Raw genomic sequence first — 19,946 nt, forward strand, 5'->3', positions numbered from 1 at the left:
CGGAATCACCGCGCGTTTCAGCACGGGCGTGTGTGATCGATGAAAAAAGCGAAAAGCGAAAGGCGGTAAATAGCAGGGTAGGTCGGGTTAGCCCGCAGGGCGTAACCCGACATTCCAGCCGGGTAGGTCGGGTAGGTCGGGTTAGCCCGCAGGGCGTAACCCGACATTCCAGGGGCGGGGATGGCGACAATCGCACCCATTCCCCACGGACCCGAACGAACTCGTCGATGACCCCCGGCGCTTCAGTAAAGGCTCGGTGTGCGTTGAAAGCCCCTTCCGAACCGCTGAGCAGCGGAGCAACAGGCGGGGCCTTCCGGCGCAGCTGTCTGAGCGGGCGCAGCCCGCGAGTTCTGCGCCGGCCGCCTGTTGTGAGCAGCGCAAGGCAGTCGTCGGCGAAGCCGACGACCGGTTCGGCGGGGTCGCCTTTCTTGCCTACTTCTTTGGCGACGCAAAGAAGTAGGGTGCCCGCTGGGCGTAGGCGGGGTTCCGCGAAGCGTCGCTTCGCGCCGCCGAAGCCGGCCGGGTGTGCAAACCCGGCCGTGGAATCGCGACCCGGCCAATGTGACGCCAAACAACGGAACGCGGCTGGTCTCCATCAGCGGATAACAAAACATTCGGACAGGTTCTCTCGGACCCACCCCGCGGATGTCGGGTTACGCTGCGCTAACCCGACCTACGATACCGCGGGTCTCCGTCCGCGAAACGTGAGCAGGGCAAGACGAAACACCCTCCGGAGGGCCGCCGGGTGAACCTCTCCCGCCTGTTCATCTTCCGGCCGGTCGCCACTACCCTCCTGACCCTCGCCATCGCGCTGGCGGGGATCATCGCCTTCCGGCTGCTCCCGGTGGCGCCGCTGCCGCAGGTTGAATACCCCACCATCTCGGTGTCCGCCAGCCTGCCCGGCGCCAGCCCCGAGGTGATGGCGGCCACCGTGGCCGGGCCACTGGAGCGGGTGCTCGGGCAGATCGCCGGGGTCACCGAGATGACCTCCAATTCCACCCTCGGTTCGACCCGGGTCACGCTGCAGTTCGACCTCTCCCGCAGCATCGACGGTGCGGCGCGGGAAGTGCAGGCGGCGATCAACGCGGCGCGCAGCCAGCTGCCCACCAGCCTGCCGAGCAACCCCACCTACCGCAAGGTGAACCCGGCTGATTCGCCGATCCTGATCGTCGCGCTCACCTCGGCCACGCTGGCCCGGCCGCAGATGTACGACGCGGCGTCCACGGTGCTGGCCCAGCGCCTGGCGCAGGTGGACGGCGTCGGGCAGGTGAGCATAGGCGGCAGTTCGCTGCCGGCGGTGCGCGTCGAGCTCGACCCCGACCGCCTGGCCGCCAACCGACTCAACCTCGACGACGTGCGTGCCACCCTGGTCGCCACCAACGCCAACCGCCCGAAGGGCGTGCTGGAGGGTGACGAGCACGCCTGGCAGGTGGGCGCCAACGACCAGGCCCGCCGCGCCGACGACTACCGGCAGCTCATCGTGTCGTGGAAAAACGGCAGCCCGGTGCATCTCTCGGACGTGGCGCGGGTGCGCGACGGCGAGCAGGACGAGCGCAACTACGGCTACGCCAACGGCCGCCCGGCGGTGCTGCTGATGATCTACCGCCAGCCCGGCGCCAACATCATCGAGACCGTCGACCGGGTGTACGCGCTGCTGCCCCAGCTCTCGGCCAGCATCTCGCCGGCCATCGACCTCACCGTGGTGATGGACCGCACGCCCACCATCCGCGGCTCGCTCAAGGAAGTCGAGCGCAGCCTGATGATCTCGGTGGCGCTGGTGGTGATGGTGGTGTTCCTGTTCCTGCGCAACCTGCGGGCCACGCTGATCCCGGGCGTCGTGGTGCCGGTGTCGCTGATCGGCACCTTCGCGGTGATGTACCTCGCCGGCTACAGCCTCGACAACCTGTCGCTGATGGCCCTCACCATCGCCACCGGCTTTGTCGTCGACGACGCCATCGTGGTGCTCGAGAACATCGCCCGCCACGTGGACGCCGGCATGTCGCCGCGCCGCGCGGCGCTGAAGGGCGCGCGGGAGATCGGCTTCACGGTGCTGTCGATGAGCCTGTCGCTGATCGCCGCCTTCATCCCCATCCTGGCGATGGGCGGCATCGTCGGGCGGCTGTTCCGCGAGTTCGCGGTCACGCTGTCGGCGGCGATCCTGGTGTCGATGGTGATCTCCCTCACCGCCACGCCGATGATGTGCGCGCGCCTTTTGCGCCGCCGCCCGCCCGAAGCCGAGCGCGGCCGCTTCGACCGCCTCGTGGGCGGGTGGCTCGATGGCATGGCCGGCGGCTACCGGCGCAGCCTTGGCTGGGCGCTGGCCCGGCCATGGCTGGTGCTGGCGGTGCTGGCGGCCACCATCGGCTCCAATGTGTACCTCTACAACACCATCCCCAAGGGCTTCTTCCCGCAGCAGGACACCGGGCGCGTCCGCGGTTTCGTCGAGGCCGACCAGGCGATCTCCTTCCAGGCCATGCGCGGCAAGATGGACAGCTTTCTCGCCATCGTGGGGGCCGACCCGGCGGTGGCCAACGTCACCGGCTTCACCGGCGGCTCGCAGCGCAACTATGGCTCGATGTTCATCACCCTCAAGCCCATCGGCGAGCGCAAGGAGCCCGTCGACGCGGTGATCGGCCGGCTGCGCAAGAAGCTCGCCAAGGTGCCCGGCGCCAGCCTCTACCTCAGCCCGGTGCAGGACATCCGGATCGGCGGGCGCTCCGGCAACTCGTCCTTCCAGTTCACGCTGCAGTCCGACAGCCTCGACGAGCTGCGCCTGTGGGAGCCGCGCATCCGCAACGCCATGAGCCGGCTGGATGCCATCACCGACGTCAGCTCCGACAGCCAGGACAAGGGCCCCCAGACCCGCCTGGTGATCGACCGCGACGCGGTGGCCCGCCACGGCCTCACCATGCGCGCGGTGACCACGGCGCTGAATGACGCCTATGGCCAGCGCCAGGTGTCCACCATCTACAACCCCCTCAACCAGTACCGGGTGGTGATGGAGGCCATGCCCGATTACCTGCAGGGGCCCGAATCCCTGGCCCGCCTGACGCTGGTCACGCCGGCCGGCGGCCTGGTGCCCCTGTCGGCGCTGGCACGCGTCGAATCCACCCTGGCGCCGCTTTCGGTGAGCCACCAGGGCGGCTCGGCGGCGGCCACCATCAGCTTCGCGCTGCCCGAGGGGCGCTCCATCGGCGAGGCCACTGCGGCCATCGACGCGGCGCTGTCCGGCATCGGCGTGCCGGTGGGCATTCGCACCAGCTTCGAGGGCTCGGCCGGCGCCTTCCAGAAGTCGATGAGCACCCAGCCGCTGCTGATCCTCGCCGCGCTCGTCACCATCTACATCGTGCTCGGGATGCTCTACGAGAGCCTGGTGCACCCCATCACCATCCTGTCCACGCTGCCCTCGGCGGGCGTGGGCGCGCTGCTGGCGCTGCTGGCCGTCGAAACCGAGTTCAGCCTGATCGCGATGATCGGCGTGATCCTCCTCATCGGCATCGTCAAGAAGAACGCCATCATGATGATCGACGTCGCCCTCGAACGCATGCGCAGCCTCGGCGAAAGCGCCCACGACGCCATCCACCACGCCTGCCTGCTGCGCTTCCGGCCGATCCTGATGACCACCCTGGCGGCCCTCTTCGGGGCCGTCCCGCTCGCCATCGGCAGCGGCGACGGCGCCGAGCTGCGCCAGCCGCTCGGCATCGCCATCGTTGGTGGCCTGATCCTCAGCCAGATCCTCACCCTCTACACCACGCCGGTGGTGTTCGTGATGCTGGACAAGCTGCGGAAAAAGCCTATCGCCGCCCCGCAGGCCTGCCTCGACGCTGCACGCTGACCATGAAGAAACCCGCCCTGATCCCCGCCCTCATTGCCGTGCTGCTGTCGGCCTGCGCCGCCGGCCCCGACTACCAGCGCCCAACCGTCGACACGCCGGCGGCCTTCAAGGAGATCGGCGACTGGAAACCCGCCGAGCCCCGCGAACCGCTGGCTGCGGATAACTGGTGGGCCGTCTTCGGCGACCCGGTGCTCGACGACCTGCAGGCCCGCCTCGAAGTCTCCAACCAGAACCTGCGCGCCGCCGAGGCCGCCTACCGCCAGGCGCTGGCCCTGGCCGACGCGGCGCGGGCCTCGTGGTTCCCGGCCATCAACGCCACCGCCGGCGCGACCCGCTCGGCCACCTCGGCGGCCACCGCCGCCAGCGGCAACGCGCCGCCCCGCAACAGCTTCAGCCTGGGCGCCACGGTGAGCTGGGAGCTCGACGTGTGGGGCCGCATCGCCCGCAACGTCGAGGGCGCCGACGCCAGCCTTGCCGCCAGCGCCGCCGACCTCGCCGCCGCCCGGCTGTCGGCCCGGGCCACGCTGGCCCAAACGTATTTTCAGCTCCGCGCCGCCGAACGCCAGCAGGCCCTGCTCGACGCCTCGGTGGCCGCCTACGGGCGGGCCCTCGAACTCACCCGCAACCGCTACGCCGCTGGCGTGGCCGGCAAGGCCGACGTGGCGCAGGCCGAGAGCCAGCTGCGCAGCGCCCGCGCCGCGGCCCTCGACGCCAGCCTGTCGCGCAGCCAGTACGAGCACGCCATCGCGGTGCTGCTCGGCCTGGCCCCGGCGGCCTTTGCGCTGGCGCCGTCCGATGCGCCGCTGCCGGTGGCGCCGGTGGCCGTCACGCTGCCGTCCCGGCTTCTGGAGCGCCGCCCCGACATCGCCGCCGCCGAACGCCGCGTGGCGGCCGCCAACGCTGCCATCGGCGCGGCCCAGGCGGCGCGCTTCCCGGTGCTGGGTTTGTCGGGCAACACGGGCTTTCGCAACGCGCAGATCGAGGATCTGCTCACCGTGCCGAGCCGTTACTGGTCCCTCGGCCCCACGCTGGCCGCGGCCATCTTCGACGCCGGCGCCAAAAAAGCCGCCGTCGGCCAGGCCCAGGCCGGCTGGGAGAAGGCCGTCGCCACCTACCGCCAGACGGTGCTGGCGGCCTTCCAGGAGGTCGAGGACAACCTCGCCACCGCGCGCCTCCTCGAAGCCGCGGCCGTCGAGCAGGCCGCCGCCGTCACCGCCGCGGCCGAGGCCGAGGCCATCGCCCTCAACCAGTACCGCGCCGGCACCGTGAGCTACCTCAACGTCGTCACCGCCCAGGCCACCCACCTCGCCGCCCGCCGCAGCGCCAACGACCTCGCCACCCGCCGCCTGCTGGCCGCGGTGCAGCTGGCCAAGAACGCGGGGGGCGGGGTGGGGGAGTGAACGGCGGCGGGTTTGTTTCTGCCGGGGATGTCGCGGCGCCCGGCTTTGTGCCAAGCTGATCCTGTTGGCGGCCGCGCGGTGGTCGCTGGCGTTTTCCGGGGGAGATCCAGGCGATGGCAAACTCACGCGTTCCAGGGCCGATCGGGCTGATGGGCCCTCCGGCGGCGATCGACGATGGCACCAGGGCCCGCGCGCCCTCGCCGCGCCCGGGGCCGATCGGCATGCCCGCCTCCAGCCCGCTGCCAGCGCCGGTGACAACCGAGCTGAGCTGGGCGCAGATCAAGGCCGACATGGAGGCACACGAGGCCTTGATCCTGCATCTCTACCTGGACAGCGAAGACAAGGTCACGGTGGGTGTGGGGAACATGCTCCCGACCCTGGCAGCAGCTCGGGCGCTGGCCTTCGTGCTGCGCAGCGATGGCGTCAGCGCGGCGACCCCGGCGCAAATCAAGGCCGATTGGGACAGTGTGAATGCCGAGGCCGGCAAGAACAGGCGGGCGGCGTCCTTTGCCCGGCTGACGAGCCTCGATCTGCCCGAGGCGGTGTGCTGGAGCTTGCTCAAGAAGCGCATCGACGGCGAGTTCCTGCCCGGCCTGAAGAAGCTTTTCAGCGGCTGGAACACCTTCCCGACCCCGGCCAAGCGTGCCCTGCTCGACATGGCCTACAACCTCGGCCTGAGAGGCCTCGGGAAATTCCGGACCCTGATCGGCCACGTGGAAAAATCCGACTGGGGCAAGGCTGCGGATGCCTGTGAGCGCAAGGGTATTCCGGACGAGCGCAACGCGTGGACCAAGGTCCGCTTTCGCGCCGCGATGCCGGCGGACGGGGCACGCTGATGCGCCCGCGCATCACCTTGCTGGTGGCTGCCGCCCTGCTGGCGGTGGCCGTGCAGGGCCGGGCCGGGCCGCCTCCACCGGCCCCCGCCTTGCAGCCCGGGGCAGGGGAGGGCCTGGGCATCGCAAACCTCGGCGACGCCGGCGCGGCGCTGCTGCGGCCGTTCGACGACCCCATCGTGCTGAGCCTCGACGCGGGCTCCGGCGCCACGAGCACGCCGCTCCATTGTCAGGCCCTGCTCGAGCTGGCGCCGCACATCGTCGGCACCCGCCCCGCCACCGACTGGAACGTGCTCCAGCAGCGGCTGGCGGATTGCCACGCGCTGCGCTGGCTGGCTGCCGCCGGTCAGGCCCGCCGGTCGGCCATGCCGCCGCGTCTGGACGCGGCGCGCGAGACGTGGCGGTGGCCGGCGGCCATCTGGCCCGCCGTTTCCCGGGACGAGGTTGATGCCCTGGCCGGCGCCGGCCAGACCCTGAGGCAGGCGAGTGGCCGGCGCGCATGGACGCGCACCGCGCTCGGCGGGGCAGCACCGGAGGCCCTGACGCTCGCGGCCCGCGGCTACTCCGTGCGCCTGCAGTGGCTGGCCCGGGGTGATTTCGACGGCGACGGATGGGAGGACTGGCTGCTGCGCTGGCAGGCGCGCGCCGAGGGCGGTAGCTGGCGTGCCGTGCGCTGCGTGCTGCTGACCCGCAAGATGCCGGCCGGGGCCTTCACCGTCGGTCCGTAGGCCGGGGCCGGCGCGCCTCCGGGAAGCCTGCCTTCCGCGCCCGGCCTGTATCCGGCCAGGGCGCTGCCCCGTGGTCGTCGGCGGACGAGCGGCCCGGCTGCCCTTGAACTTCTGAAACCTTTCTCCGTCCATCCTTCATGTATTGTGCGGTGCAGCATCTGCTATCACCCACGTCATGAAGGAGGTTTACATGTTTGCCAGACGATGGTGGAAAGGAAAGGACACCCCGGCCGCGCCCGCGCTCAGCCTCGCGCTCCAGGGCGGCGGCGCCCACGGGGCCTACACCTGGGGCGTGCTCGACCGCCTGCTGGAGGACGACTGGCGGCTCGACGGGATCAGCGGCACCAGCGCCGGGGCGATGAACGCGGTGGCCCTGGCCGACGGTTGGGTGCGCGGCGGGGCCGAGGGCGCGCGGGAGAGCCTGGCCGGCTTCTGGGAGGCGGTGGCCGATTCGACGCCCTTCGAGCTCGACCTGCTCCACAGCCTCAATGGTCTCAACGGCGCCGCCGACGGCAGCCTGCCCGGGCCGATGCACATGATGCTGAGCCTCACCCGGCTGTTCTCGCCCTACCAGCTCAACCCCTTCGACCTCAATCCGCTGCGCGACGTGGTGGAGGCGCGTTTCGACTTCGAGCGCATCCGCAGCCAGTGCCGCCTGCGCCTCTTCATCGCCGCCACCCAGGTGCGCACCGGCAAGGTCCGGCTGTTCCACACCCCGGAGCTCAGCGCCGACGCGCTGCTCGCCTCGGCCTGCCTGCCCACGCTCCACCACGCGGTCGAGATCGACGGCGAGGCCTACTGGGACGGCGGCTTCACCGCCAATCCGGCGGTCTATCCGCTGATCTACGATTGCACCACGCCCGACATCCTGCTGGTGCTGCTCAACCCGCTGCGCCACCCGGACGCCCCGCGCAGCGCCGAGGAGATCGCCACCCGCAGCATGGAGCTGGGCTTCTCGACCACCTTTCTGCGTGAGATGCGCACCCTGGCCCAGGCCCGCGCCTACATGCAGGAGGGCAGCGGCTGGCTGCCCCGCGGCCGCCTCGAGCGCAAGCTCGCCGGCCTGCGCTTCCACCTGCTCGAAGCCGAGGAACTGGCCGACGCCGGCAAGGGCAGCAAGCTCAACGCCACCCGCGCCTTTCTGCATGAACTGCGCGACCTCGGCCGCGCCCGCGCGGCGCGCTGGATCCGCCAGCACCGCGGCGACGTGGGGCAGCGCGAGACGGTGGATGTGGCGGATGTGTTTGCGTAGGCAGGTGGCCCCAGCGGCGATGTCTCGGCCCTGGCGGGTATGCCACACGGGGCGCGCATCTCGGCGATAATCACAAAGGAATCTTTCTTGTCGAGACGAGGAGCTTGTTGATGGCTGCATCTGGAACGCCGTACTCCGTGGCGGAGCAGTCGAATTTCGACAACGCCGGTTTTTTCCGCGACTTTCGCCAGCCGGCCTCGGTCCCGGCGTGGCAGCGGGGCGCGTCGACCACCGGGGCGCAGCCCTATCTGGAAGTCTTCGGCTCCACGCTGGATCAGGATTTCGAGCTGGACACCCCGGTGGCGCTGGCCTTGATCCCACAGCTCGCCAGCACCGACCCCGACGCCGCGCTGGCCCTGATGACGGTGCTGATGCCACCGCGTCAATCGCTACCGCCGGACGAGTATTTCAACAAAATGCTGGCGGCGCTCAAGGACTCCACTGTCGGCGGGGGCAACGTCCTCGGCACCTTCGGTGCCAGCACCGAGGCGGCCCTGGTGGCTGCCTGGAAGCGCTCGGCCAGCCGGCACATGCAGGCGATCCTGAGCGGCGACGCCCAAAGCATCAAGATCTCGCCCCACGTCAAGATCCATGCCCACAAGATCGGCAAGGCTGGGGATCTGCGCAAGGGCGCACAGCTGATCGTCCGCGTCACCGGGCTGCCGACCACTGTCGTCCGGAAGCTGGACGTGCCGTTCGCCATCCGGCCGGATGCCCGGTCCTATGCGGTCCGGATCGGTGCCCGTGACGTTGCCCGGCTGGAGCAGGGCGCCACCGCCATTGCCCAGGCACGCATCAACTCGAGCCAGGCGGTGCGCTTTGCAAAAGGCGGGGTGCTGGCCTTTGCACCCAGTGCAGCGATCGATTTCTACGCGAGCTACACCAGCACATCCGGCGCCGCCGATTTAAGCAAGGATTTTTTTGTCCGCTCGGCCAGGAGCCAGAGCGGCAACGCCCTGGCGCTGGGGGCGGGCATGCTCGCCGTTGCCGCGGTGGGCGCGGTCGGCGCCCCGGCGATCCTGCTGGCGCTCGGCACCGGCATCGTCGTTCAGGCGGCGTGGGTCACCCTTGGGGGCGATGATGCGGCCGGTGATCTCGTCAAGGGATGGTTGGACTGATGTGGAGCGCACTGCAACGGGTTGAGCAGATCCGCGTTGCCTTATGGGGCGCGCCCTGGCTTGTCGCGGCTGTCTGGGGATGCTGGGCGGCCCTGCGGCCGGAGTACGGGCTGGCGGTGACCTTCGTCGCCGTCTTGGCCGGGGGGCTGGCGTGGCTGTGGTTTGCGTATGTGTTCTTCGTCTCGCGCTTTGGGGCGGCCCATGGCCTGTGTGCGCCCGGGGTGCTCGCGTTGATCCTGCTGTGGCCCCTCAGCCAGGCCCTGGCGCCGGCGCTCCTCGCCCTGCCGGGCGGGTACATCGCAAGCTTCGACGGTGTCACGCTGGCGCTCCACCTGCTGTGCCTGGGCGTGGCCGCTGCCGCGCATGCCCGTCGTGCGCCCTTGCCGGCAGTGTCGGACGCCCCCGGGCCGCGCCTCCACTGGCCGGGGCTGGAGGTCGATCTGCGCCGGCGCAGCATCGTCAGTACGCCGCCTCCAGGCACGCGCTGGTGGGTGGGTGCGCTGCTGGGCGGCCTGGCGTCGGTGCTGCTGTTTGCCTGGATGAAGGCCACCCTTGCGGCCTCCGGCCAGGTGCTGCTGGCCGTGTCGCTGATGCATGGGGTCTCGCTCTACCTTTGCGCCGGGCCCCTGGGCCGGCAGCTTGGCCAGGCCCTGCGCCTGCGTCAGCTCGAGAAACGCTTGCCCGGCGAACCTTTTCGTCACGACAAGCTTCCCGAACTGCTCCGGCTGCGCAGACAAAGCTGGCTGGGCAGGCTCCTGCGCCAGCTTGGTGCAGATTGACGGCGCCCCTCACTCCCCGAAATTCTCCGCAAAAAACGCCCGGAACACCTCCACCGCCGGCGACATGCTGCGCCGGGCGAGGGTGACCAGGGCGTACTGGCCGAAGCGTTCGAAGTGCGGCTGGACGTGGATCTCGCAGACGCGGCCGGCGGCGATGCGGGCCCGGGCGCAGGCGAAGATCCCGAAGAACACCGTGTCGGTCGCTTCCACCAGATCGAGCAGGCTGTTGATGTCCTCGCTGTCGAGGGTGACCAGCCGCGCCGGATGGGCGTCGGGGCCGAGCTGTTCGACCAGCAGGCGCGCCAGCTCGTCGCTGAGGGGCGTCGAGGCGACCGGGTACTGGCGCAGGGCGGCCAGGTCGATCTGCGCCAGCGCTGTGAGCGGATGCCCGCTGCGGCACAGGAAGCCCCCGCGCAGCGTGGCAACCGGCCCGATGGCGAGGTCGTCGGCGGTGAGCAGGGCGCGCCGGTCCACGGCGATGATGTCCACCGACTCGTTGCGCAGCGACTGCACCAGCAGCTCCACCGAGCCGCGGGCGATCTTGAGCTGCATCCGCGGGTAGTGGCTCGCCATGTGGGTCAGGAAGGGCTGCATCAGCACCGCGGCCGGGGTTGGGCCGAAGCCGACGCTGAGCGCGCCGAGCTGCCCCTCCTTGAGCAGCTCGACCCCCCGTTTCAACTCCCGCGCCTCGAAGAGGATGCGCTCGGCCCGCGCCGCCACCAGCTCACCGTAGGCCGTCAGCGTGGTGCGTTTGCCGTCCCGGTCGACCAGCCGCACGTCCAGATCCTGCTCGAGGGCCTGGATGCTGCGGCTCAGCGCCGGCTGGGTGAGGAAAAGGGCCTCGGCGGCCTTGCTGAAGGAGTGATGCTCGGCCAGGGCGATGAGGTGGCGCAGTTGGTTGAGGTTCACGTATTACCTTTGGTAATCGAATACAAAAAAACTTCGCATTGGACGCATTTGTAATCGGTTTCTACTATTCATAACAAGCCGCGTTTATTGCAGCATAGATTGATTCGATACAGAAACCCACGGAGACAACGTCCCATGAAACTCACCACGCTCGCCTTCGCCCTCGGCAGCTGCCTGCTGGCCATGACCGCGCCCGCCCAGGCCGTCGAGGCCCCGCTGCTGGCCGACATCCAGACCCGCGTCGCCGCCGTCGAAGGCCGCATGATCGCCTGGCGTCGCGACATCCATCAGCACCCGGAGCTCTCCAACCAGGAGCATCGTACCGCCAAGCTGGTGGCCGATCACCTCAGGAAGCTCGGCCTCGAGGTGAAGACGGGCGTCGGCGGCACCGGCGTGGTGGGGCTGCTCAAGGGCGACCTGCCGGGCAAGGTCGTCGCGCTGCGGGCCGACATGGACGCGCTGCCGGTCAAGGAGCTGGTCGACCTGCCCTTCGCCTCGAAGGCCAAGGGCAAGCACATGGGCAAGGAAGTCGACGTGATGCACGCCTGCGGCCACGACGGCCACACCGCGATCCTGATGGCCACCGCCGAAGTGCTGGCCGGCATGAAGAGCCAGCTGCGCGGTTCGGTGAAGTTCATCTTCCAGCCGGCCGAGGAGGGCCCCTCCGAAGCCCCCCACAGCGAGGACGAACACATCGGCGCGCTGGCCATGGTGGATGCCGGCGTGCTCGAGAACCCCAAGGTCGACGCCGTCTTCGGCCTGCACCTGATCCCCGCCTTCCCGGTGGGCACCATCGGCTACCGCTCCGGTGCCATCCTCGCCTCGGGCGACACCTTCACGGTGAAGGTCAGCGGCAAGCAGACCCACGGCGGCTTCCCCTGGAACGGCATCGACCCGATCGTCAGCACCGCCCAGATCGTGATGGGCCTGCAGACCATCGTCAGCCGGCAGATGAACATCTCGAAGGAGCCCGTGGTGGTGTCGATCGGCTCGATCCACGGCGGCAATCGCGAGAACATCATCCCCGAAAGCGTCGAGCTGCTCGGCACCGTGCGCGCCTTCGACGACCGGATGCGCGACGACACCCTGGCGCGGATGCGCACCACCGCCGAATCCATCGCCCAGGCCAGCGGCGCCAAGGCCGAGGTCAAGTTCCTGAAGCCCGGCTACTCGGCCACGGTGAACGACGAGAGCCTCACCGCCCGCATGTTGCCCACCCTGCAGCAGGTCACCGGTGGCAAGGCCGTGGTGTCGCCCAAGCTGAGCGCCTCGGAGGACTTCTCCGAGTTCCAGAAGAAGGCGCCCGGCATGTTCTTCTTCCTGGGCTCCACCGACCCCAAGCGCGACTTGAAGGCCGCCGCCCCCAACCACTCGCCCAAGTTCGAGATCGACGAGGCCTCGCTGGCGGTGGGCGCCCGCGCCATGACCGCGCTGGCGCTGGACTACCTGGCCCAGCCCTGAGCGGCGCCGCGCCCCGTCCGGCGGGGCGCGGCCATTAGGGATTTCCACAGCCGGGAGCGGCCTGCGGGGGCTTAAAATGGGTTCCCCCGTTTTGCAAGACGCGCCGATGACTTCGTGCAATCAAACCCTGTATGTGATCGAACAGGCGATGAGGTCCCACGACAACGAGGCCGCCCACTGGCTGAAAAGGGTCATTGACCTGCAAGGCTCCCCCGAGGGGCAGCACCACGCCCGCGCTCTCGCGATCGCCAGGGCCTACCTCGAAGAGCTGACCGGCCGGCGCGCCGACGCCACTGAGCATTCCTAGGGCCGGGCTCCACCCAGCCCGCCCCCCGTGTGGGGGTCGAGGAAACCTGGGGCGGCCCTGCGTTTCCTTGACAGGCCGGCCCCGCGTGAGCCCCGCCGGGCGCCGTGAAGCGCCCCGGCCGGCTCCTGCTACCATCGGCGCATGACCCGCTATCACGACCTCGCCGACCAGACCGCCGCCCTGATCGCCGACGGCGTGCTGCGCCCCGGCGACCGCCTGCCCTCCGTCCGCCACACCTGCCGCCTGCACGGCCTGGCGCCGGTCACCGTCACCCAGGCCTACCACCTGCTCGAAAGCCGTGGCCTCATCGAGGCGCGCCCGCGCTCGGGCTACTTCGTGCGGGCGCACCTCGGCCAGCGCCTCCCCGAGCCCGAGATGAGCCGCCCGGTGGGGCACTCCACGCAGCTCGAGGTGAGCGACTTCATCTTCGAGATCCTCGACAGCACCAAGGACCCGGCGGTGGCTCCGCTCGGCTCGAGCTTCCCCAGCCCGTGGCTGTTTCCCCTCGACAAGCTGGGGCGTTGCCTGGCCTCGGCGGCGCGGCACCTCGACCCGCTGGCCACCGTCACCGACCTGCCGCCGGGCAACGACGAACTGCGCCGCCAGCTCTCGCTGCGCTACCTGGCCCACGGTGCCCGCGTGCCGCCCCAGGAGATCATCATCACCTCGGGGGCGCTGGAAGGGCTCAACCTGTGCCTGCAGGCGCTCACCCGGCCGGGCGACCTGATCGCCATCGAATCGCCCACCTTCTACGCCGGCCTGCAGGCCAGCGAGCGGCTCGGCCTCAAGGTGGTCGAGATCCCGAGCCACCCGCGGGAGGGCGTCAGCCTCGAGGCGCTTGAAGACGCGCTGCGTCATCACCCGATCAAGGCCTGCCTGTTCATGCTCAACTTCGCCAACCCGACCGGCAGCTGCGTGCCGGACGCAAGGCGGCGGGCGCTGGTCGAGCTCCTCGACCGCCACGACGTGCCATTGATCGAGGACGACGTGTACGCCGAACTGCACTTCGGCCCCACCGCGCCCCTGTGCAGCAAGGCGGTGGACCCGCAGGGGCGGGTGATGCACGTGTCGTCGTTCTCCAAGTGCCTGGCACCGGGCTACCGCATCGGCTGGGTGGCTGCCGGGCGCTACGCCGGGCTGATCCAGCGCCAGAAGCTGTCCACCAGCCTGGCCACCACCGTGCCGGTGCAGATCGCGATGGCCGACTATCTCAGGCAGGGCGGCTACGAGAACCACCTGCGCCACCTGCGCCGCAGCCTGGCGGCCCAGGAGGCGGCGCTGGTGGCGGCAGTGGAGGCCCACTTTCCCGAAGGCACCCGGCTCGCCCGCCCCCAGGGCGGCTACTTTCTGTGGCTGGAGCTGCCGCGCCGGGTGGACGCGCTGGCGCTGCACCGGCAGGCCCTGGCCCACGGCATCAGCATCGCCCCGGGCCCGATCTTCTCGGCCAAGCGGGAGTTCGGCCACTGCATCCGGCTCAACTTCGGGCACCCTGTCGATGCGCGCAGCCGGGATGCCGTCGCCACGCTGGGCAGGCTGCTCGCGGCGTAGCGAGGCGGCGGGGCATCTGTGCCTATCCAAAATCGAACAGGCTGAATCTGTTGCCATTCCTCCCCGGCGGGTCTAATCGGGCCCAGGAGGAATGCCCGCATGAACAAGCCCGTCAGCAAGATCCGTGAAGCAAAGCTCGAGCTCTACCGCAAGAAAGGAAAGATCCACGCCCGCGAGGTGCGTGGCCGCTTCAACACCGCGCGCTGGGCCATGGTGTGGCTCACCCAGATCATCTTCTACGGGGCCTGCTGGCTCGAGTGGGGCGGCCGCCAGGCCATTTTGTTCGACATCCCCCACGAAAAGTTCTACCTCTTCGGCCTGGTGCTGTGGCCGCAGGACGCGCTGCTGGCGGCCATTGCGCTGATCCTGGCGGCCACCGGGCTGTTCCTCGTCACCGCGCTGGCCGGGCGCCTGTTCTGCGGCTTCGCCTGCCCGCAGACGGTGTACACCGCCATCTTCATGTGGGTCGAGGCGCGGGTCGAGGGCGACCACCTGGCCCGCCTCAAGCTCGACCAGGGCCCGCCGACGCTGCGCAAGCTGGCGCTCCGCGCCACCAAGCACGCCCTGTGGGGCCTGATCGCGGCGTGGACGGCGATCACCTTCGTCGGCTACTTCACCCCGATCCGCGAGCTGTTGCCGGCCGTCGCCGGCTGGAACCTGGGGCCGTGGGAGGCCTTCTGGCTGCTCTTCTACGGGCTATTCACCTACGTGCAGGCCGGCTTTGCCCGCGAGGCGGTGTGCCAGCACATGTGCCCGTATTCGCGCTTCCAGGGCGTGATGTTCGACAGCGCCACCCGCACCGTGAGCTACGACAGCGCCCGCGGCGAGCCGCGCAAGGGCGGCGGCGACTGCATCGACTGCGGCATCTGCGTGCAGGTGTGCCCGGTCGGCATCGACATCCGCGACGGCCTGCAGTACCCGTGCATCAACTGCGGCCTGTGCGTGGATGCCTGCGACGAGGTGATGGGCCGGGTGAACAAGCCCGTCGGCCTCATCCGCTTCGCCTCTGAAAACGAGCTCGCCGGCGTGCCCCGCAAGAGCGGGCGGCCGCGCCTGGCGGTGTATGCCGGGCTGATCGGTGCCTTCGTCGCCCTGGGCGCGTGGACGGTGACCCAGCGCTCGCTGCTGCTCGTCGATGTGCTGCGCGACCGGGGCAGCCTGGCCCGCGAGGCCGCCGACGGGCGCATCGAGAACGCCTACACCCTCAAGCTCGCCAACCTGGCCGAAGAGGCCCGCGATTTCGACATCGAGGTGAGCGGCCTGCCCGGCATCGAGCTCATCGGCCCGCAGCGCTTTGCCGGCGAGCCGGGCGGCATCCGCACCGTGCAGGTGACGGTGGCCGCCCCGGCCGGCAGCGTGCCCCCCGGCGCCCGGCCGATCCGCTTCCACATCAGCGCCCACCAGGACCCGGCCACCCGGGTCACCGAGAGCAGCACCTTCGTCTTCCCCTGACCTCGCCCCCGACGACCATGTACCGCTACAACCCAACCGACCAGCAGCTGGTGGACGACCGGGTCGCCCAGTTCCGCGACCAGATGAACCGCTTCCTCGGCGGCCGCCTGTCCGAAGACGAGTTTCGCCCGCTGCGCCTGCAGAACGGCCTCTACGTGCAGCGCCACGCGCCCATGCTGCGGGTGGCGATCCCCTACGGCACGCTGGCCAGTGCGCAGCTGCGCAAGCTGGCCGACATCGCCCGCCGCTACGACCGCGGCTACGGCCACTTCACCACCCGCTGCAACATCCAGTTCAACTGGGTGCGCCTCGAGGAGGTGCCCGACATCCTGGCCGAGCTGGCCACCGTGCAGATGCACGCCATCCAGACCTCCGGCAACTGCATCCGCAACATCACCACCGACCCCTTCGCTGGCGTCGCCGCCGACGAGCTGTTCGACCCGCGCCCCTACTGCGAGATCGTCCGCCAGTGGTCCACGCTGGCGCCGGAGTTCCTGTTCCTGCCGCGCAAGTTCAAGATCGCCATCTCGGGCGGCGCCGAAGACCGCGCGGCGGTGCGCTTCCACGACATCGGCGCCCGCGCGCGGATGGCGGCGGACGGCCGGCTCGGCTTCGAGATCCATGTCGGCGGCGGCCTCGGGCGCACCCCGATGGTCGGTCGGCTGCTCAAGGACTTCCTGCCCCGCGAGGAGCTCCTCAACTACTTCGAGGCCATCCTGCGGGTCTACAACCGCCACGGCCGGCGCGACAACAAGTACAAGGCGCGGATCAAGATCCTCGTGAAGGACCTTACCCTCGAAGGCTTCGCCCGCGAGGTCGAGGACGAATGGGCGTGGAGCCGCGGCGGCCCGGCCACCCTGGGCGACGAGACCTTCCGCAGCATGGAAGCCTTCTTTGCCCGCCACGACACCGCGCCGGCCCCCGCCGACGGGACCTACGATCCAGCCCAAGATCCAGCCTTCTCCCGCTGGGTGGCGCGCAACGTCAGCCCCCACCGGGCCGCCGGCCAGGCCATCGTGACCCTGTCCCTCAAGAAGACCGGCGTGCCCCCGGGCGATGCCACCGCCGAGCAGATGGACGGCATCGCCGCGCTGGCCGAACGCTACAGCGCCGGCGAGATCCGGGTCAGCCACGAACAGAACCTGGTGCTGCCCCATGTCGCCCGCGGCGACCTGCCGGCCCTGTGGCAGGGCGCCCGGGCCCTCGGGCTGGCGACGCCCAACATCGGGCTCCTCACCGACCTGGTGTGCTGCCCGGGCGGCGATTTCTGCTCGCTCGCCAACGCCCGCTCCATCCCGGTGGCGGACGCCATCCAGCAGCGCTTCGACGACCTGGACTACCTCTTCGACCTGGGCCCGCTGGAGCTCAACCTGTCCGGCTGCGTCAACGCCTGCGGCCATCACCACATCGGCCACATCGGCATCCTCGGCGTGGATAAGAACAACGAGGAGTGGTATCAGGTCACCGTCGGCGGCCGGGAAGGGGAGAGGGGAGCGCTGGGCCGGGTGATCGGCCCGGCCTTCGCCGCGGAACAGATCCCCGATGTGATCCAGCGCCTGCTGGAGGCCTACCTCGCCGCCCGCCATGAGGGCGAGCCCTTCATCGACGCGGTCGAGCGCATCGGGCTGGAGCCCTTCAAGGCGCGGGTTTACGGAGGTGTGGCATGAGCCGGCTGATCTGCAGGGGCGAGCTCATCGAAGACCGCTGGCGCTGGGTCGATGCCGACGAAGCACCGGCGCCCGCGGCCGGCGAGGGCTTGATCCTGCCGCTGGCGCGGTGGTGCGCCCAGCGGCCCGGCCTCGACGCCGCCCGCACCGGGGTGTGGCTCGGCCCCGACGACGACGTGGCGCCGCTGCTGCCCTGGCTGGCCACGCTGCCGCTGATCGCCATCCGTTTTCCGGTGTTCACCGACGGGCGCGGCTACTCGCTGGCCCGCCTGCTGCGCGGCCGGCACGGCTACGCCGGCGAGCTGCGGGCGGTGGGCGACGTGCTGCGCGACCAACTGTATTTCCTCCAGCGCTGCGGCTTCGACAGCTTCGCGCTGCGCGCCGACCAGCCGCCCGAGGAAGCCCTGGCGGCCTTCCACGACTACAGCTGGGCGCCGCTCTCCGCCCGCTGACCGCCCCCGCGGCGGCGGCGGGCACACGCCCCACGGGCGTTTTCTATTGTAGATGCTCAGCTGCCGCACGCCCACGAGGCCTACCCCCGGGCCGCTTCTCCCTGCATGTTTCCGGTGCCCTGAAGGTGGGTGTACGGCATATATGATAAATACAGCAAATTCATCAATATTTGCACGCCATTGGAGGAATCAAGAGATATATTGTATCTAAATGCTATTAACCCTTAATTCCAGGGCTCACTAACCGGTGCAGATGGGAGAACGAAAATGGTAAGCCGACGCAAATTACTCAAAGCTGGCAGCGCAGGGCTCCTCTCGTCGCTCATCTCGCCCTGGAGCTTCGCCCAGACGGCGCCGGCGCTCCTCCAGGGCACTCGGCAACGGCAGTTCACCCGCCTGATGCCCAACCCCCTCGACCCGGCCAACCTGTTTGCGCCCGACAGCTTCCTCGGCACTGCCTACACGCTGCGCATCCGCGAGTTCCAGGCCGCCCTCGGGCTCACCGACCCGGCCACCGGCGCTGCGCTCACCACCACGCTGTGGGGCTACGGCTCCAACCGCCAGGCGCCGTCCTACCCGGGGCGCACCTTCAACGTGCGCCGGGGCATCCCGATCACCGTGCGTTACGTGAACGAGCTGATGAACAGCGCCGGACCCTTGCCCCACCGCCTGCCGGTCGACACCACCCTCGACTGGGCCAACCCCGGCAACCTTGGCGGTCGCGCCCCGGTGCCGCTGGTCGCCCACCGCCACGGCGGCGATCAGGTGACCGCCAGCGACGGCCTGCCCGAAGCCTGGAGTTCGCCCGACGTGAACAAGGACGGCATGCCCGACTATCGCGGCCGCCTCTACAGCGCCACCTACACCTTCGACAACCGGCAGGAGGCCGCCCACCTCTGGTACCACGACCACGCCCTCGGCGTGACCCGCCTCAATGTGTACATGGGCCTCGCCGGCAACTACTTCATCCGCGACCTCAACGAAGACTTCCTGGTCGCCTCCGGCCAGCTGCCGGGCTACCCTTACGAGCTGCCGATCTGCATCCAGGACCGCCAGTTCAGAGCCACCGGCGGCCTCAGCTACCCGGCCACCGACCCGGCCAACCCCCAGGCCCCCAACCCCACCCACCTGCCAGAATTCTTCGGCGACGTGATCGTCGCCAACGGCGTGCCCTGGCCGCTGTTCAATTGCGAGCGGCGGATGTACCGGCTGCGGCTGCTCAACGGCTCCGACTCCCGGGTGTATACCCTCAGCTTCGCCCTTGAAAAATTGCCGGCCACCCGCCTCACCTTCTGGCAGATCGGCACAGACCTGGGCCTGATGAACAGCCCGGTGGCCCTCACCAGCCTGGTGCTGGCGCCGGGCGAGCGGGCCGACGTGCTGGTGGATTTCTCCACGGTCGTCAATTCGAAGCACGGCAAGGTCATCATGATGAACAGCGCCAACACGCCCTTCCCCAACGGCCTGCCGCCGGTGGCCGGCACCACCGACCGGGTGATGGCCTTCAGCGTCACCAAGCCCCTCGGCTTCTTCGGCTTCAGCCTGTCCATCCTCACCGGCAACCGGGTGCCCTCAAACCTGCGCCCGGTGCACGGCCGCCTGCCGGTGCCCCAGCTCGCCAACGCAAAGGTGCGCAAGCTGATGCTCTTCGAAGGCACCGACGCCTACGGCCGCCTGCAGACCATGCTCGGCACGGTCAACCCGGCGCCCGGCAACCCGGCCGGCGCGGGTTTTGGCACCTTCCTGTACACCGACCCGGTCACCGAGACCATCGCCAACGGCAGCACCGAGATCTGGGAGCTCTACAACACCACCGTGGATGCCCACCCGATCCACCTGCACCTGGTCGACTTCCGCGTGCTCGACCGCCAGGGCTTCACCGGCGTGCTGCAGCCCAAACCCATGGGGCCGGGCGGCGTGGCCAGCGGCGGCTATCTCACCAACATCGCCCTCAGCGGCGCCCCGGTGCCCGCCCTGCCCAACGAGCAGGGCCGCAAGGACACCGTGCTGGCCTACCCGGGCCAGGTGACCCGCATCGTCGCCACCTTCGACCGGCCGGGTGAATACGTGTGGCACTGCCACATCCTGTCCCATGAAGACCACGAGATGATGCGGAGATTCGTGGTGCAGTAAAACGGGCAGGGCGCTGGTTGCCGGCTGCGGCTGCGGCCAGGTTCGCCCTTCGGGGCGGCCTGGCCGTTTTGC

15 protein-coding genes are annotated in these 19,946 nt (G+C 69.8%); 14 read left to right on the forward strand and 1 reads right to left on the reverse strand.

The features are described 5' to 3' along the window. Positions 1–745: 745 nt before the first annotated feature. The 7 genes from ZRA01_RS07190 (at position 746) to ZRA01_RS07220 (ending at position 9,945) form a co-directional block, all read left to right on the forward strand. A complete protein-coding gene (locus tag ZRA01_RS07190) occupies positions 746–3,835 on the forward strand; it encodes a multidrug efflux RND transporter permease subunit (protein WP_141350753.1) in 3,090 nt (1,029 codons plus the stop codon). A 2-nt stretch (positions 3,836–3,837) separates the two neighbouring features. Further along, the gene (locus ZRA01_RS07195) at positions 3,838–5,235 is read left to right on the forward strand and encodes an efflux transporter outer membrane subunit (protein WP_141350755.1); all 1,398 of its coding nucleotides are present in this window, start codon (positions 3,838–3,840) and stop codon (positions 5,233–5,235) included. 113 nt (positions 5,236–5,348) lie between these two features. Continuing rightward, positions 5,349–6,071 carry a lysozyme family protein gene (locus ZRA01_RS07200; RefSeq protein WP_141350757.1) on the forward strand — a complete coding sequence of 241 codons (723 nt, stop codon included), beginning with the start codon at positions 5,349–5,351 and terminating at the stop codon, positions 6,069–6,071. Continuing rightward, complete coding sequence (locus ZRA01_RS07205; protein WP_141350759.1) at positions 6,071–6,796, forward strand: hypothetical protein; 726 nt, start codon at positions 6,071–6,073, stop codon at positions 6,794–6,796. The genes ZRA01_RS07200 and ZRA01_RS07205 overlap by 1 nt, the downstream gene beginning before the upstream one ends. Positions 6,797–6,986: 190 nt before the next feature. Next, positions 6,987–8,048 (forward strand): patatin-like phospholipase family protein, encoded by a 1,062-nt coding sequence (locus tag ZRA01_RS07210; protein ID WP_141350761.1) that lies wholly within the window; start codon positions 6,987–6,989, stop codon positions 8,046–8,048. Positions 8,049–8,158: 110 nt separating this feature from the next. Further along, on the forward strand, positions 8,159–9,166 hold the full coding sequence (locus ZRA01_RS07215) for a hypothetical protein (RefSeq protein ID WP_141350763.1): 1,008 nt from the start codon (positions 8,159–8,161) through the stop codon (positions 9,164–9,166). Positions 9,167–9,282: 116 nt separating this feature from the next. Continuing rightward, entirely contained in the window at positions 9,283–9,945 is a 663-nt protein-coding gene (locus tag ZRA01_RS07220; protein ID WP_141350765.1) for a hypothetical protein, read from the forward strand. A gap of 9 nt (positions 9,946–9,954) precedes the next feature. Here ZRA01_RS07220 and ZRA01_RS07225 read toward each other — a convergent pair whose 3' ends face one another. Further along, the gene (locus ZRA01_RS07225) at positions 9,955–10,854 is read right to left on the reverse strand and encodes a LysR family transcriptional regulator (protein ID WP_141350767.1); all 900 of its coding nucleotides are present in this window, start codon (positions 10,852–10,854) and stop codon (positions 9,955–9,957) included. A 135-nt stretch (positions 10,855–10,989) separates the two neighbouring features. Here ZRA01_RS07225 and ZRA01_RS07230 point away from each other — a divergent pair, with 135 nt between their 5' ends. The 7 genes from ZRA01_RS07230 (at position 10,990) to ZRA01_RS07260 (ending at position 19,874) form a co-directional block, all read left to right on the forward strand. After that, positions 10,990–12,315: an amidohydrolase gene (locus ZRA01_RS07230; protein WP_141350769.1), complete on the forward strand. Its 1,326-nt coding sequence runs from the start codon at positions 10,990–10,992 to the stop codon at positions 12,313–12,315. Positions 12,316–12,421: 106 nt separating this feature from the next. After that, a complete protein-coding gene (locus ZRA01_RS07235; RefSeq protein ID WP_141350771.1) occupies positions 12,422–12,622 on the forward strand; it encodes a hypothetical protein in 201 nt (66 codons plus the stop codon). A 141-nt stretch (positions 12,623–12,763) separates the two neighbouring features. Next, positions 12,764–14,170 carry an aminotransferase-like domain-containing protein gene (locus ZRA01_RS07240; RefSeq protein ID WP_141350773.1) on the forward strand — a complete coding sequence of 469 codons (1,407 nt, stop codon included), beginning with the start codon at positions 12,764–12,766 and terminating at the stop codon, positions 14,168–14,170. Positions 14,171–14,269: 99 nt separating this feature from the next. Next, positions 14,270–15,622 carry a cytochrome c oxidase accessory protein CcoG gene (gene ccoG, locus ZRA01_RS07245; protein ID WP_141350775.1) on the forward strand — a complete coding sequence of 451 codons (1,353 nt, stop codon included), beginning with the start codon at positions 14,270–14,272 and terminating at the stop codon, positions 15,620–15,622. Positions 15,623–15,639: 17 nt separating this feature from the next. Continuing rightward, positions 15,640–17,289: a nitrite/sulfite reductase gene (locus ZRA01_RS07250; RefSeq protein WP_141350777.1), complete on the forward strand. Its 1,650-nt coding sequence runs from the start codon at positions 15,640–15,642 to the stop codon at positions 17,287–17,289. Next, positions 17,286–17,741: a DUF934 domain-containing protein gene (locus ZRA01_RS07255; RefSeq protein ID WP_141350779.1), complete on the forward strand. Its 456-nt coding sequence runs from the start codon at positions 17,286–17,288 to the stop codon at positions 17,739–17,741. The genes ZRA01_RS07250 and ZRA01_RS07255 overlap by 4 nt, the downstream gene beginning before the upstream one ends. Positions 17,742–18,008: 267 nt before the next feature. Continuing rightward, complete coding sequence (locus tag ZRA01_RS07260; protein WP_141350781.1) at positions 18,009–19,874, forward strand: multicopper oxidase family protein; 1,866 nt, start codon at positions 18,009–18,011, stop codon at positions 19,872–19,874. Positions 19,875–19,946 lie beyond the last annotated feature (72 nt).

Source organism: Zoogloea ramigera (assembly GCF_006539865.1).
Lineage (GTDB): Bacteria > Pseudomonadota > Gammaproteobacteria > Burkholderiales > Rhodocyclaceae > Zoogloea > Zoogloea ramigera.